The 14,897-nt window shown below is 69.4% G+C and carries 14 protein-coding genes; 6 read left to right on the forward strand and 8 right to left on the reverse strand.

Translation table 11 applies throughout. The features are described from left to right. Positions 1–159: 159 nt before the first annotated feature. Entirely contained in the window at positions 160–1,962 is a 1,803-nt protein-coding gene (locus ACWEH3_RS13085; RefSeq protein ID WP_450020380.1) for an ABC-F family ATP-binding cassette domain-containing protein, read from the forward strand. A 101-nt stretch (positions 1,963–2,063) separates the two neighbouring features. Continuing rightward, positions 2,064–2,270, forward strand: a complete 207-nt coding sequence (locus ACWEH3_RS13090; protein WP_364428892.1) for a heavy-metal-associated domain-containing protein — start codon at positions 2,064–2,066, stop codon at positions 2,268–2,270. Between the two features lie 63 nt (positions 2,271–2,333). On the opposite strand, the gene rsmA is transcribed toward ACWEH3_RS13090, so the two are convergent. From rsmA to ACWEH3_RS13105, 3 genes are all read right to left on the reverse strand, one after another. Then, positions 2,334–3,215 carry a 16S rRNA (adenine(1518)-N(6)/adenine(1519)-N(6))-dimethyltransferase RsmA gene (gene rsmA, locus ACWEH3_RS13095; protein WP_450020378.1) on the reverse strand — a complete coding sequence of 294 codons (882 nt, stop codon included), beginning with the start codon at positions 3,213–3,215 and terminating at the stop codon, positions 2,334–2,336. Positions 3,216–3,267: 52 nt separating this feature from the next. Next, on the reverse strand, positions 3,268–4,395 hold the full coding sequence (locus ACWEH3_RS13100; protein ID WP_450020376.1) for a transglycosylase family protein: 1,128 nt from the start codon (positions 4,393–4,395) through the stop codon (positions 3,268–3,270). A 206-nt stretch (positions 4,396–4,601) separates the two neighbouring features. Next, positions 4,602–5,429, reverse strand: a complete 828-nt coding sequence (locus ACWEH3_RS13105) for a TatD family hydrolase (RefSeq protein WP_450020374.1) — start codon at positions 5,427–5,429, stop codon at positions 4,602–4,604. A gap of 71 nt (positions 5,430–5,500) precedes the next feature. On the opposite strand from ACWEH3_RS13105, the gene metG reads away from it, so the two are divergent. Together metG and ACWEH3_RS13115 are read left to right on the forward strand one after the other, a co-directional pair. Continuing rightward, on the forward strand, positions 5,501–7,087 hold the full coding sequence (gene metG, locus ACWEH3_RS13110; RefSeq protein ID WP_450020372.1) for a methionine--tRNA ligase: 1,587 nt from the start codon (positions 5,501–5,503) through the stop codon (positions 7,085–7,087). A 211-nt stretch (positions 7,088–7,298) separates the two neighbouring features. After that, the gene (locus tag ACWEH3_RS13115; RefSeq protein WP_450020370.1) at positions 7,299–7,967 is read left to right on the forward strand and encodes a TetR/AcrR family transcriptional regulator; all 669 of its coding nucleotides are present in this window, start codon (positions 7,299–7,301) and stop codon (positions 7,965–7,967) included. 131 nt (positions 7,968–8,098) lie between these two features. Here ACWEH3_RS13115 and ACWEH3_RS13120 read toward each other — a convergent pair whose 3' ends face one another. Together ACWEH3_RS13120 and rsmI are read right to left on the reverse strand one after the other, a co-directional pair. Further along, positions 8,099–8,851: an isocitrate lyase/PEP mutase family protein gene (locus tag ACWEH3_RS13120; RefSeq protein ID WP_379250806.1), complete on the reverse strand. Its 753-nt coding sequence runs from the start codon at positions 8,849–8,851 to the stop codon at positions 8,099–8,101. Between the two features lie 79 nt (positions 8,852–8,930). Then, entirely contained in the window at positions 8,931–9,779 is an 849-nt protein-coding gene (gene rsmI, locus ACWEH3_RS13125) for a 16S rRNA (cytidine(1402)-2'-O)-methyltransferase (protein ID WP_450020367.1), read from the reverse strand. 339 nt (positions 9,780–10,118) lie between these two features. On the opposite strand from rsmI, the gene ACWEH3_RS13130 reads away from it, so the two are divergent. Further along, positions 10,119–11,744, forward strand: a complete 1,626-nt coding sequence (locus tag ACWEH3_RS13130; RefSeq protein ID WP_450020365.1) for a dolichyl-phosphate-mannose--protein mannosyltransferase — start codon at positions 10,119–10,121, stop codon at positions 11,742–11,744. A gap of 4 nt (positions 11,745–11,748) precedes the next feature. Here ACWEH3_RS13130 and ACWEH3_RS13135 read toward each other — a convergent pair whose 3' ends face one another. Next, positions 11,749–12,108, reverse strand: a complete 360-nt coding sequence (locus ACWEH3_RS13135; RefSeq protein ID WP_450020363.1) for a GntR family transcriptional regulator — start codon at positions 12,106–12,108, stop codon at positions 11,749–11,751. An 8-nt stretch (positions 12,109–12,116) separates the two neighbouring features. Continuing rightward, on the reverse strand, positions 12,117–13,373 hold the full coding sequence (gene arcA, locus ACWEH3_RS13140) for an arginine deiminase (protein ID WP_450020361.1): 1,257 nt from the start codon (positions 13,371–13,373) through the stop codon (positions 12,117–12,119). A 136-nt stretch (positions 13,374–13,509) separates the two neighbouring features. Here arcA and soxR point away from each other — a divergent pair, with 136 nt between their 5' ends. Continuing rightward, positions 13,510–13,998, forward strand: a complete 489-nt coding sequence (soxR, locus tag ACWEH3_RS13145; RefSeq protein WP_067795363.1) for a redox-sensitive transcriptional activator SoxR — start codon at positions 13,510–13,512, stop codon at positions 13,996–13,998. Here soxR and ACWEH3_RS13150 read toward each other — a convergent pair. Then, positions 13,967–14,857 (reverse strand): SDR family oxidoreductase, encoded by an 891-nt coding sequence (locus ACWEH3_RS13150; protein ID WP_450020359.1) that lies wholly within the window; start codon positions 14,855–14,857, stop codon positions 13,967–13,969. The two genes, soxR and ACWEH3_RS13150, sit on opposite strands and share 32 nt — an antisense overlap. Between the last annotated feature and the right edge of the window lie 40 nt (positions 14,858–14,897).

Genomic DNA, 14,897 nt, shown 5'->3' on the forward strand with positions numbered 1-14,897 from the left:
CGTTCGCGATCAATCTAGACGAACATTGTTCGTCCCGCAAGCTCGCCGCCGTTTCCCGGGACGACAGGCGGTCCGCCCAGATCGGTACGCTGGCCCGGGGCCCCAGGGCCGCGACAGGAAGGTCTGATCGGGCCGCCCCCGCAAGACACGGAAGGATCCATGTCCAACCTGATCAATCTCGAACAGGTCCACAAGAGCTTCGGGATCAAGCCGCTGCTGGACAACGTCTCGCTCGGCGTGCACGCGGGCGAACGGATCGGAGTCGTCGGCCTCAACGGCGGCGGCAAGACCACCCTGCTCGAGGTGCTCACCGGCATCGAGGAACCCGACAGCGGCCGGGTCAGCAGACTCGGCGGCCTGCGCATGGCCGTGGTGACGCAGCGCGGTGTGCTGCCCGCCGGCGCGACGGTCGGATCGGTGGTGCTGGCCGGGCTGGCCGACGACGCCATGACCGACGAGGTCGCCGAACACGAATGGGCCGCCGACCCGCGCATCCGCTCGGTGATGGACGGCATCGGCATCGCCGGTCTCGGCATGGACACCCCGGTGGACAACCTCTCCGGCGGCGAGCGCCGCCGGGTCGCGCTCGCCGCCGCGCTGGTGCGCGAGCTCGACCTCCTCGTGCTCGACGAGCCGACGAACCACCTGGATGTCGAGGGTGTGCAGTGGCTGGCCGCGCACCTGCTCGGCCGCCGCAGCGCGCTGGTCGTGGTGACCCACGATCGCTGGTTCCTCGACACCGTCGCCACCAACACCTGGGAAGTGGTCGGCGGCAAGGTCGAAAGCTACGAGGGCGGTTACGGCGACTGGATCTTCGCCCGCGCCGAGCGCGCCCGCCAGGCCGATGCCTCCGAGGCCCGGCGGCGCAATCTGGCCCGCACGGAACTGGCGTGGCTGCGGCGCGGCCCGCAGGCGCGCACGTCCAAGCCGCGCTACCGGGTCGAGGCCGCCGAAGCCCTGATCGCCGACGTGCCGCCGCCGCGCGACAGCGTCTCGCTGGCCACCTTCGCGCGCAAACGCCTCGGCCGCGTGGTTGTCGAGCTGGAGGACGTCACGCTCACCACGCCGGACGACCGGGAATTGGTGCGCGACCTGACCTGGCGGCTGGCGCCGGGCGAGCGCGTCGGCCTGGTCGGCGTCAACGGCTCGGGCAAGACGACGCTGCTGCGCGCCCTTGCGGGCGATACCGACGCGACCTTGGCCGCGGGCAAGCGCATCCAAGGCCAGACCGTCCAGATCGGCTGGCTGCGCCAGGAGCTCGACGACCTGCCCACCGACCTGCGCGTGCTGGAGGCGGTGCAGCAGGTGGCGCAGCGAATCATGCTGGGCGACAAGGAGATCTCGGCGGGACAGCTGGCCGAGCGACTCGGTTTCACCCCCGCCCGCCAGCGCACGCCGGTCGGCGACCTGTCCGGCGGCGAGCGGCGACGCCTGCAGCTGACCCGCATCCTCATGTCCGAACCGAACGTGCTGCTGCTCGACGAGCCGACCAACGACCTGGACATCGACACCCTGCAACAGCTGGAGGACCTGCTCGACAACTGGGCCGGCACGCTGGTCGTGATCAGCCACGACCGGTACCTCATCGAACGGATCTGCGACTCGACCTGGGCGTTGTTCGGCGACGGAAAGCTCACCAACCTTCCCGGCGGCATCGAGGAGTACCTGACCAAGCGCGCGGCCCTCGCGGCGAACCAGACCCGCACCGCCACACCGGATGCCAAGCCCGCCGACGCCCCGGCCACCGATTCCGCGGCCTACCGCGCGGCCCGCAAGGAGCTGACCCGGTTGGAACGCGCCATCGACAAGCTGTCCGAGCGCGAGCAGCGCTTGCACGTCGCGCTGGCCGACGCCGCCACCGACCCGGACAAGCTGGTCAACCTGGGCGCGGAGCTCAAGCAGGTGCTCGCGGAGAAGGAAACGGCCGAAGAGCGCTGGATGGAACTGGCCGAAGGCGTGTGAGGCCGGGCCGCCTCTTGCGGCCCAATACCCTGAGGGGGTATCTTTCGTATGTCGGGGTACCCCCCGCCCGTATGAATGATATGGATGTGAAGGAGTCGGACATGCCCACCACCACCTACACCGTCACCGGGATGACCTGCGGGCACTGCGTCAGCTCCGTCAAGACCGAGATCGGCAAGATCGACGGCGTGACCGGCGTCGATGTGGATCTCGCCAGCGGCGCCGTCCGCGTCGACAGCACCGCGCAGATCGCCGACGCCGACATCGTCGCCGCCGTGGACGAAGCGGGCTACGAAGTCGCCGTCTGACCGGCCCCCACCAGTGGCTCCGCGCACCGGCCGACGCCGACAGCGGAGCCACTGTTCTGTGCGCTACGCCTGGGCCGCCAGCCGGACGAAGGCGGCGGTGTCGAGGGTTTCGCCGCGAGCGGTGGGAGCGATGCCCGCGGCGAGCAGACGGCGTTCGGCTTCGGCGGGCGAACCGGCCCAGGCGGCGAGCGCGGCGCGCAGCGTTTTGCGCCGCTGCGCGAAAGCGGCGTCGACCACTTCGAAGACGCGGCGGCGGTGCTCGTCGTCCATCGGCCACGGCGGCTCGGCGAAGCGGTCGATCCGGACCAGGCCCGACTCGACTCGCGGCACCGGCCAGAACACTTGCGTGCCCACCGCCCCCGCGCGCCGGACGGTCCCGAAAAAGCCCGCTTTCACGCTGGGCACGCCATAGATGCGGCCGCCGGGCTCGGCGGCCAAGCGATCGGCCACCTCGGCCTGCACCATCACCAGAGCTACCGCGATGCCGGGCAGTTCGGCGAGCAGATGCAACAGCACCGGGACGGCCACGTTGTACGGGAGATTGGCTACCAGCGCGGTCGGCGCGGCGGGCAGGTCCGCCGCGGTGACGCGCAGCGCGTCCGCCTCCACCACCGACAGGCGCTCCGCGAGTTCCGGAGCCCGCTCCGCGACGGTCACCGGAAGATGGCGCGCCAGCACGGGATCGATTTCGACGGCGACCACCGAGTCCACCACGTCCAGCAGCGCGAGGGTCAGCGAGCCGAGACCGGGCCCGACCTCGAGCACCACGTCCCCGCGCCCCACCCCGGCGGCCGCGACGATCCGCCGCACCGTGTTCGCGTCGTGCACGAAGTTCTGCCCGAGCTGCTTGGTCGGCCGCACCCCGAACCGCTCGGCGAGCACCCGCACTTCGGCGGGCCCGAGCAGCGCCGCACTCCCGCGGGCGGAAATATCAGGTTCGGACACCTCGAGAATCTATCAACCGGCATACCCGGCCGGCCGCGACGTCTCCCCCGCGTCAGCTGATGCCGAGGCGACCGGTGCAAGCGGGCCAGGCGCCCCAACCCTGCCGCTGCCGGGTGATCTCCGCGATGGCGATCTGTTCTTCCCTGGTGGCCAGGTCCGCGCGGGGGGCGTACCGCAGCCCGCCCTGCCGCTCCCAAGTGCCTTGGTCGAACTGCACACCGCCGAAGTAGCCGTTGCCGGTGTTGATCGACCAGTTGCCGGTCGACTCGCAGCGGGCCAGCGCGTCCCAGATCGCGCCGTCGCGCACCGGGGGCACCTCGGTGCCAGGCTTGGCGCCCTTGCGGACGGTCTTCGGCTTCGCCGCCACGGTGACGGTCGAAGCGACCGGTTTACGGTCCACTTCCTGGCCGTTGACCATGGTGACCGCGAAGGTGACGTTCTGCACGCCGGGAGCGCCGGGCGACTCCACCACCGTGCGGCTCATGTTCATTTCCGGGTCTTCGATGATGTTCTCCGGCGGGTCCAGCGGCATCGTCTCGGTCTGCTGTTCGACCCGCTTGCGCGTCACGGTGACGTGCAAGCCGTTCGCCAGGGGCGTGGACGCGGCCGGTTCGACGGAGTCCTGCTCGAGCAGCGGGATGCCGGTGACCTCGAGGAATTTGCCGACGGTGGGCGCGGCGGCGCGCACGTCCACCGGATTGCCGATGCCGTCGACCAGCGAGACCACGCGCGGAGTCGCGATGGTCAGCGTCCCGCCCTGCAGCGGGAGCCGCTCGTCGCGGGCGGGCGAGACGTACACCTCTTTCGGGATCTTCAGCTGTTCGAGCGCCTCCCCCGCGGTCACCCCGGTGGTCCAGACCTTCTGCGTCATACCGTCGACCGACAGGTCGACCTCTTTCGCGCGGTTGAGCGTGATGGTCGCGCCGTCGGCGATGTGCGCGGCCAGTGCGGGCGCCACCTTGTCCCGGTCGGTCACCGCGAAGCCCGCGGCCTTCAACACGCCGCGCACGTCACGCGACATCGTGGTCTGGAAGAGCTTCTCGCCGTCCACGACGACGGTCACCGTCTTGCGATTCACGATCGCGAGACCGGCGCCGACGATCAGCGTCAGCAGCAGTGCGCCGACCGCGATGTACAGCAGCGGCGAACGCGACTGGTTGATCCGCGTGAAGGGGGACATGGTCACAGCACGATAACGAGGGGGTAGGGCGCCGACAACAGCAAGCTCCGGAACAGGGCCTTTTCAATATCACGATCGAATATCGACCCCGCAGGTAAATCACAAAACGGAACGCTGAAAGTGACATAGGACACATTTCGCATATGGCGACGCATTCCGGGCATCCGTGACGCCCCCGGGGACGCGCCCCTTGGCGGGCGTACCGCTCAGATCCGGTAGACGCGACGCGCGTTGGCGGTGGTGATCTCGGCCAGTTCCAGCGGCTCCTGCTCGCGCACCTCGGCCAGCGCACGCACGGTGTACGGCAGGCAATACGGCTCGTTCGGCGCTCCGCGGAACGGATGCGGGGTCAGATACGGCGCGTCCGTCTCGACCAGGATCTGGTCGTCGGGCACCACCTTGGCCGCCTCGCGCAGTTCGTGCGCGTTCTTGAAGCTCACCGTCCCGGAGAAGCTCAGGATGTAGCCCTCGGCCACGCACGACAGGGCCATGTTCGTGTCCGAGGAGAAGCAGTGGAAGATCACCCGCTCCGGCGGGCCCTCGTCCAGCAGCACGGTCAGCAGGTCGTGATCGGCCTCGCGGTTGTGGATCATCAGCGGCTTGCGCACCCGCTTGGCCAGGTCGATGTGCCAGCGGAAGCCCTCGATCTGGGTCTCGATGTCGGCGCAGCCGTCCAGCTTGCCCGGCCAGTAGTAATCCAGTCCGGTCTCGCCGACAGCGACCACCCTCGGGTCGTCGGCCAGGCGCTCCAGCTCGGCCTTCGCCTCGTCGTCGAGCGCGTTCGCCCTGGTCGGATGCAGCGAGACGGCGGCGAACACACGATCGTCCCAGTGCGCGGCCCGCACCGCCCACCGCGCGGCGTCCAGATCGTCGGCGACGGTGACCACCCGGCCGACCCCGACCGAGGCGGCGCGGTCGACGATCGCGACGGTCGACGCCGCGTCGGTCGCGCCGCAGGCGTCCAGGTGGGTGTGCGCGTCCACGATCGGCGAAAGCGGCTCGGGCAGCTCCGGCGCGGAACGCTTCGCGCTCATCGGCGGCCACCCCGCGACGCGGACGCGGGGACCCGCGAATCGGCGAGGGGCATATTCACGCGAGCGGAAGAATGCACGCGCATTACAGTAGACACACCATGAGCGAAGTCGAGCGTCCCGCCTTCTACATCACCACGGCCATCGCCTATCCGAACGGCGCGCCGCATATCGGGCATGCGTACGAGTACATCTCGGCCGACGCCATCGCCCGCTTCAAGCGCCTCGACGGCTATGACGTCTTCTTCATGACCGGCACCGACGAGCACGGCCAGAAGATGCAGCAGGCCGCGGCCGCCGAGGGCATCCCGGTGGAAGAGCTCGCGGCCCGCAACTCCGACGTGTTCGAGGCGCTGGACAAGACGCTCGACATCTCCTTCGACCGGTTCATCCGCACCACCGACGCCGACCACCAGGCCGCCAGCGTCGCCATCTGGGAGCGGATGCTGGCCAACGGCGACATCTACCTCGGCAACTACTCCGGCTGGTACTCGGTGCGGGACGAGGCGTTCTACACCGACGAGGAGACCACGGTGCTGGAGGACGGCACCCGCATCTCCACCGACTCCAAGACGCCGGTCACCTGGACCGAGGAGTCGAACTACTTCTTCCGGCTGTCGGCCTACCAGGACAAGTTGCTGGCGCTCTACGACGAGCATCCGGAATTCATCGCGCCGGCGACCCGGCGCAACGAGATCGTCAGCTACGTCAAGGCGGGTCTGAAGGACCTGTCCATCTCGCGCACCACCTTCGACTGGGGCGTGCCGGTGCCCGACCATCCCGACCACGTCATGTACGTGTGGGTGGACGCGCTCACCAACTACCTCACCGGCGTCGGCTTCCCGGACACCTCCTCCGCCGCCTTCGGCAAGTATTGGCCCGCCGACGTGCACATCGTCGGCAAGGACATCACACGCTTCCACACGGTGTACTGGCCCGCGTTCCTGCTCTCGGCCGGAGTGGAGCTGCCGAAACGCGTGTTCGTGCACGGGTTCCTGTACAACAAGGGCGAGAAGATGTCCAAGTCGGTCGGCAATGTGGTCGACCCGCTGGAGCTGGTCGACCTCTACGGTTTGGACGCGGTGCGGTTCTTCCTGCTGCGTGAGATCTCCTACGGCCAGGACGGCAGCTACAGCCACGAGGCCATCGTGAGCCGGATCAACAGCGACCTGGCCAACGAGTTCGGCAACCTGGTGCAGCGCAGCACCAAGCTGGTCGCGCGCGACTGCGGCGGCGTGGTGCCGACGCCAGGCGACTTCACCGACGACGACCGCGCCCTGCTGGATCTGGCCGACGGCCTGCTGGAGCGCTGCCGGGCCGAATTCGACGCCCAGCAGATGCATTTGGCGCTGGAGGCGATCTGGCTGACCCTGGGCGAGACGAACCGGTACTTCTCCGCGCAGGCGCCGTGGGCGCTGGCGAAGTCGGGCACCCCGGAGGATCTCGCTCGCGAGGCCACCGTGCTGTACGTGACGCTGGAGGTGCTGCGCATCGTCGCGATCCTGGTGCAGCCGGTGCTGCCGGGGTCGGCGGGCCGCATCCTCGACCAGCTGGGGCAGCGGAGCCGGACGTTCGCGGACATCGCGACGCCGATCGAGCCGGGGTTGGCGTTGCCCGCGCCGGAACCGGTGTTCCCGAAGTACGTCGAACCGAAGGACTGACCGCCTCCGGCCTGCCGTAACGGTAAGGCGCGCAACACTTTCGCGATGTTCCACGCTGGCATGCCCACGAGTGGATCCACCTGCCTTCCCGCCGTGGAATGCGTTGTCGGATAATGAAACACCGGTTCGCGGCCTGGCGACGCCCCGGACCGTGTGCGATCGGTACGACGACGTTCCGTTCGGAATCGGTTCCGGCACAGAGAGGGCACACATGGGCCAGCAGCACGCGACGGCATCCGTTCACCGGTCCGGTTTCGCCGAGCGGCATCGGGCGGCACGCGAAGCCGTGCTCACGTCGCAGCGCGGCAGGCTGGTCGAGGCGATGGTGGAGTCCGTCGACAACAAGGGATACCCGGCCACCACCCTCACCGACATCGTTGCCAGGGCCAGGGTTTCGCGGACGACCTTCTACGACCACTTCGCGAACAAAGAGGAGTGCTTCGCCGAGGCGGTGCACACCGGCGTCGACATCATGGCGACCCGGATCGTGGACGAACTCGCCCAGCTGCCGCCCGACGCCGACGCCTACGCGAAGATCGAGTCCATCGTGGTCACCTTCTGCCAGACCGTCGCCACCGAGCCGGATTTCGCCCGATTGGTGCTCGTGGAGTCGTTCAAGGTGAATCAGGAGGCCGTCGGCTACCGCGACTTGGCCGTCGACCGCTTCGCCCAGCTGTACCGGGTGTTCTACGACCAGGCGCGGGCGGCGGACCCGACGCTCCCCGAACTGTCCGACGGGCTGATCGCCCTGATCCCGGACGCGATCGGCGAGCGCACACGGCGGGTCATCGTCTCGGACGGCCCCGCGAGCGTGCCGGATCTGGCGCCGCTGTTCGTCCAGTTCGTCATGAGCGCCCTGGGGCTTCCGGTTCCCTCCTGAAGGCGTCGCGACCGTCACCGGGATGGTGTCTTCGCGCCACCCGACGTGCCGCCGCCCCACCGGTCACCCGGTGGGGCGCGGGCACCGTCGTCGCGGTGACCGGATACCGCTCACACAGCTGTTCCGCGATGTCACTTCCAGCGGTCGAGCAGGGTATTGATCTCCTTGGTCAGCGCGGCCTGCAGGAACGGGCCGAAGGTGATCCGCGCGACGCCCTGGTCGGCGAGGGCGGCCTTGTCGGCCTGATCCGGGAGGACGGTCGCGCTGATCGGCAGCGGCAGCTCGCCGGTCAGGCGGCGCATGTCGGCGTCGGCGTGGCGGCCCACCGGGAACAGCACGTCCGCACCCGCCTCGGCGGCCAGCCGCAGCCGCTCGATGGCGCGGTCCACCCGGTCGGCCTCGTCTCCGTCCTGGCGCAGGAGCAGGTCGGTGCGCGCGTTGATCACCAGGTGCACACCCGTCGCGTCGGCGGCCTTGCGCAGTCCGTGCACGAGATCGGCGTGCTCCTGGCCCGTGCGCAGGCGCTTGCCCTCGCTGTGCACGGTGTCCTCGATGTTCAGTCCGATCGCCCCTGCCTCGAGCAGGCCCTCGACCAGCCGCGCGGGCTCCTGTCCGTAGCCGGACTCGATGTCGACCGACACCGGGACGTCCACCGCCGCGGTGATCTGCCGTACCCGGGTCAGCGACTCGTCGAACGTCATCCCTTCCCCGTCCGAGCGGCCGATCGAATCGGCCAGCGGATGACTGCCCACCGTCAAGGCCGGAAAGCCCGCGGCCACGGCGACTTTCGCGGACCAGGCATCCCACACCGTCGGGAAGACGCCCGGATCACCCGGCACGTGCAGCCCGAGAAACGTCGTGGCCTTGCTCTCCAGAGAAGTCATACCGATGATCATGCCCGCCACCCCGCTTCGGGTCGACCACCCGCGCGGAGCGAAACCGCACAGCCGAAGCCGCGGTCGGCTAGGAAGTGCGGCGCGCGGCGAGAACCGCGTCGTAGAGCTCGCGACGGGACACGGCGTGGGCGGCGGCGACCTCGGCGCAGGCGTCTTTGAGGCGCAGGCCCGCCGCGGTTCGGGATTCCACGGCGTCCACCAGGTCCGCGGGATCGGCGGCGGCGGGCTTGGCGCCCGCGAGCACCACGGTGATCTCGCCGCGTGCGCCTTCGACGGCCCACTCGGCCAGTTCGGCCAGGGTCCCCCGGATCACTTCCTCGTAGGTCTTGGTCAGCTCCCGGCAGACGGCGGCGCGGCGGTCCGGGCCGAGGATCTCGACCGCGTCGGCCAGGCAGTCGGCGAGCCGATGCGGGGCCTCGAAGAAGACGCAGGCGCGTGGTTCGGTGGCCAAGGTACGCAACCATTCCCGGCGCTGGCCGGATTTGCGCGGCGGGAATCCGTCGAAGCAGAACCGTTCCACCGGCAGGGCCGACAGTGCCAGCGCCGTGGTCACCGCGGAGGGACCGGGCAGGCAGGTCACCGGCAGATCCCGCTCGACGCACGCCGCCACCATGCGGTAGCCGGGATCGCTCACCGACGGCATGCCCGCGTCGGTGACCAGCAGCACCGTACGGCCGTCGGCGATCTCGTCGAGCAGCATCGGAATCCGGGCGGTCTCGACGTGATCGTAGAAACTGACCACCCGGCCGGAGATCTCGACGCCGAGCGCCTTGGCCAGCGCCCTGGTGCGGCGGGTGTCTTCGGCGGCGACGACATCGGCCGTCGCCAGCGCTTCGCGCAGGCGCTGCGAGGCATCACCGACATCACCCATCGGCGTCGCCGCGAGCACCAGCCCGCCCGCCGTCTCGTAAGCCACCGCACTCCTGTCCGCATCACGTATCCGGCGACAACCGCCAACCCGCAGCCTATCCACCGACGCCACCGGCCCCAGCAGATAGGCGGCAACCAGGTTCGGCCGCACCGGCAGAAGCAATCCCGCACGCCTTCGAGACAAATCTCACTCACGCCGGGAGCCGACCGCGAATCCGCCGGGCCCGTTCTCGACACGTACAGCCGATCTCGTGAGCACATGGGTAACTCACCGGGTACGCCCAAAACTACAGCGGCACTCACGCAGGACCTGAACGCGAATCCCGAACCACCCAACTAGTACGGCCTGAAGACCCGGAGAGGCGGGAAAGCATACGATCGGGGCGTGACCCAGGTGACCGACCAGCGCGCGACCGCACGGTTCGGAACCGTGCCATCCTGGTCGAGCCCGGGGCCGCTGCGGCCGCCACGCGACTTCGGGCCGACCGACCGCGCGCGCGGCTGGCTGGTGACCGCGTTCCTCACCGCGATCGCGGCGGTGACGCGCTTCACCATGCTCAACTACCCGACCGACGCGGGCACCCCCGTGTTCGACGAGAAGCACTACGCCCCGCAGGCTTGGCAGATGCTCACCGGCGGCTGGGTGGAGGACAACCCCGGCTACGGGCTGGTGGTGCATCCCCCGGTCGGCAAGCAGTTCATCGCGATCGGCGAGGCGATGTTCGGCTACAACGGCTGGGGCTGGCGTTTCACCGCCGCGCTCGCCGGGACGGTGCTGGTACTGCTGGTGATCCGGATCACCCGGCGGATGACACGCTCCACCCTGATCGGCGCGATCGCGGGCATCCTGCTGATCGCCGACGGGCTGACCTTCGTCTCCTCGCGCATCGGCATGCTCGACATCTTCATGGCGTTGTTCGTCACCGCCGCCTTCGGCTGCCTGATCGTCGACCGCGACGAGGTGCGTGCTCGGTGCGCGCGCGCCGACGCGGAGGGCCGGATCGGCGTGACCGACTGGGGACCGCGCCTCGGGGTGCGCTGGTGGCGCTTCGGCGCGGGCCTGCTGCTCGGGCTGGCCTGCGGAACCAAATGGTCCGGCATCTATTTCATCGCCGCCTTCGGCTTGATGAGCGTCTACTTCGACCTCTCGGCGCGGCGGCTCTACGGGGTACGCCGTCCGTGGCTCGGGGTGGCGCTGCGGGACATCGGGCCCGCGCTGTACGCGCTGGTGCTCGTGCCGCTCGGCATCTATCTGGCCAGTTACTGGGCCTGGTTCGCGAGTGAGACCGGCGTGTACCGATACATGCCCGGCAATCCGTCCGCCCCGACGGACCCGATCGGCACCGGAGGATTCTGGTCGCATGTGGTGCCGGGCGCGCTGCGTTCGCTCTGGTACTTCAACGCCAGGTCGCTGGAATTCCACACCGAACTGACCAATTCGGCGGGCAACCATCACCCCTGGGAATCCAAGCCGTGGACTTGGCCCATGGGCCTGCGCCCGATGCTGTACTACTACGCCGACAGCGGCGTCACCGGTTGCGGGCAGACCCAGTGCGTGAAGGCCGTGATGCTGATCGGCACGCCCGCCATCTGGTGGGTGGCTTTCCCGGTGCTGGCCTGGATGCTGTGGCGCGCGGTGGTTCGTCGCGACTGGCGCCACGGCGCGGTGCTGGTGGGCTACGGCGCCGCGCTGCTGCCCTGGTTCGCCACCCTCGACCGGCAGATGTACTACTTCTACGCCGTCCCGATGGCCCCGTTCCTGGTGATGGGCGTTGCGCTGGCGCTCGGCGACGTGCTGGACCCCGCGCACCCCAGCACCATCCCGCGCAGCCCCGCCGGGATCTACCTGCCCACCCCGCCGAACGAACGGCGCAGCCTCGGACTACTCGCGGTCTGCCTCTACCTCGGCCTGGTGATCGCCAACTTCATCTGGCTGTGGCCGATTCTCACCGCGCTACCGATCACCCCGGGCAACTGGCACGACCACCTCTGGCTCCCTAGCTGGAGATAAGAGGTCAGGCCTCGAGTGCCGCCTGCACGTAGCGCAGGGCGGTGGCGTCGTCCAAGCCCAATCTGCGCACCGTCGCGACGTAGGCGGTGGCCGCGCGGCCTGCCACGTCGCGGGTCGGGTCTCCCGAGGAGGCGATGAACGAGCCTTGCCTGCCCCGGGTTTCGACCACGCCGTCCGCCTCCAACTCGCGGTAGGCGCGTGCCACCGTGTTGGGGGCGAGGCCGAGTCGAGCGGCAAGGGCGCGGACGGTCGGGATCTTGGTTCCCGCGGCCAGTTCGCCGGAACGCACCTGGGCGATGATGCCGAGGCGTAGCTGCTCGTAGGGCGGCACGGTCGAGTCGTGCGAGACGGTGATGGTGAACATGCCCGCGCTCACAACTCGTCGCGGGACAGCGGGCAGGACAGGCAACGCGGGCCGCCGCGGCCGGAGCCGAGTTCGGAGCCGGGGATGCGCAGCACCTCGATGCCTTCGTCCTCCAGCCTGGCGTTGGTCATCTCGTTGCGCTCGTAGGCGACCACCACGCCGGGCGCGAGCGCGAGGGTGTTGTTGCCGTCGTCCCACTGTTCCCGTTCGGCGGTGACGCCGTCCAGTCCCGTGTCGATCACCCGCAGCTTGCCGATGCCCATCGCCTCGGCGGCCGCGGGCAGGAACGGGTCGGGGCCGCTGATGTCGACCCGGCCGCTGCCGAGCCGTCCGCCGTAGTCGTCGGCCTTGCGGATGGTGAAGGCGCACAGCGATTCGCGCACCGCCGGATACATCACGACAGCGTCCGCGTCGACCATGGTGCACACCGTGTCGAGGTGCATCGTCGCGCGGGTTTGCGCGATCGGCACGACGAGCACGGTGTGAGCGAGGTCATCGTCGAACAGGCTGCGCGCCAAGGCTTCCGCGCCGGCGGGCGAGGTGCGCTCGCCGACGCCCACCGCGACCACGCCCTCCGAAAGCAGCAGCACGTCGCCCCCTTCGATCGGCGCGGTGTGCGATTCGTACGCCCGGCGCACCCCGAGGAAACGCGGATGGAACGCGTAGATGAGATCGGTCAGCGAGGTCTCCCGGCTGCGGGCGGGCAGCGCGAGGGAGGTGATCGCCACGCGCGGACCGACCCAGAACGAGGAATCCCTGGTGAACAGCAGATTGGGCAGCGGATCGATGACGAAGTCGCCGCCGTGGTGCATGCGGCGCACCAGCGAGGTGGCGTCGGGCCCGAACGGCAATTCGTCGAAGGTCATCCCCGCCATGAGGATGTCGGCCAGTTCCCCGGCGGGCACGCCGCGCAGGAAGGCGGCCAGTTCGTCGGCCAGCGTGTGTCCGAGCCTGCGCGCGTCGACCGCGGCCGAGATGCCCTGGATCCGGGCGGCGCCGCTGACCTGGATGGTCTCGGCGAGCAGGTCGGACAGCAGCAGCACCTCGGTGCCGCGGCCACGCAGGACTTCGGCGAACGCGTCGTGCTCCTGCTGCGCGCGCTCCACCCACGGGATGCCGTCGAACAACAGCTGATCGTTGTTGCGCGGGGTCAGCCTGCGCAGCTCGTTGCCCGGCCGGTGCAGCAGCACCGTACGCAGCGTGCCGACTTCGGACGTCACGGCCAAACGCGCACCCTCCCGCGCGGACACAGCATCTGCTCCCATGATCGAACCGTAGTGCGCCGCGGCCGGAAGAGCACGGAAATCCCGGCTTCGGCGTGCGGATCGGTGCGCGATCGCCGAATCCGGCCCCAGCACACCCTAACCTCAAGTATTGTTGAGGTGATTGGGAGGAGCGTGCATGTCGACAGCAGCCGATTGGCGGGCGAAGGAGCTGACCCCCGGGCAGCTCTCCGAGCGTAGTGGAGTCGCGGTCTCCGCGTTGCACTTCTACGAACGCGAAGGGCTCATCACGAGCAGACGCACCAGCGGGAATCAGCGCAGATATGCCCGCGAGACCTTGCGCCGCGTCGCGTTCATCCGCATCTCCCAGCGCGTCGGCATACCGCTGAGCGAGATCAGGGCGGCCCTCGATCAACTACCGGAAGGCCGCACGCCCACCCGGCGCGATTGGGAGACCTTGTCCACCACGTGGCGCGCCGACCTGGACGACCGGATCACCCAGCTGATCCGATTGCGCGACAGCCTCACCGGCTGCATCGGCTGCGGCTGCCTGTCCCTCGGCACCTGCCGCTTGGTCAACGAGCACGACCGGCTCGGCGCCGAAGGCCCCGGCGCGCGCGTGCTCGACGTGCAGCTCAATTGCCCGTCGAAGCCAGCAGCCTGCTGAACCGGGCGCTGGTGCGCCGCATCGCGAACTCGTAGGGAAAGGCGAACTTGCGCTTCCACCAGTAACCGAAGCGGATGTCGAACGAGCTGTAGATCAGGAAACGGTTGCGTTCGATCCCGCGCAGGATCGCCGTCGCCACCCGCTCCGGCGGCACCGCGTGCTCGGTGAACGCCGCGGTGAGCCGCTGGATCTTCGGGTCCTCTTTGTTCACTCCGACCAGCTCGACGCTGCGCACCAGCGGCGTGTTCACCGCGCCGGGCGCCACCAGATGCACCGTGATGCCGTGTTGCGCCAGATCCACCCGCAACACTTCGGATACGCCGCGGATGCCGAATTTGCCCGCGCTGTACGCCGCGTGCCAGGGCAGCGCGAGCAGGCCCGCCGCCGACGACACGTTCACCAGCGCACCGCCCTTGCCCGCGCGCACCATGGGCGGCACGAAGGTCTCGATGACATGGATCGGCCCCATCAGGTTGACCTCCACCATGCGCCGCCAGTGCGTGTGCTCCAGGTTCTCCACGGTCCCCCAGACCGATGTGCCCGCGATGTTCATGACGACGTCCAGGCTGCCGAGTTCGGCGTGCGCCCGGTCGGCGAAGGCGCGCACCGCGTCATAGTCGGTGATGTCCAACGCTTGCGCCAGAGCCACACGTCCGCCCGCGGCGCGGATGTCCGTCACCGTGGCGTCCAGGCCCTCGGCATTGATGTCGGTGAGCACCAGTTCGGCGCCGTCCGCGGCGGCGGCCAGCGCGGTGGACCGGCCGATGCCGCTCGCCGCGCCCGTGACCAGAACCTTCGCATCGCGCACCGTCGTTCGACCCGCTCGCCCGCGACCTCTACCCAGCACTGCGCATCCCATCTCGAATCGCCGAATCGGTTCCCCGCAGGGTAGTCCAGTG

The sequence above is a fragment of the Nocardia sp. NPDC004718 genome (assembly GCF_053601535.1).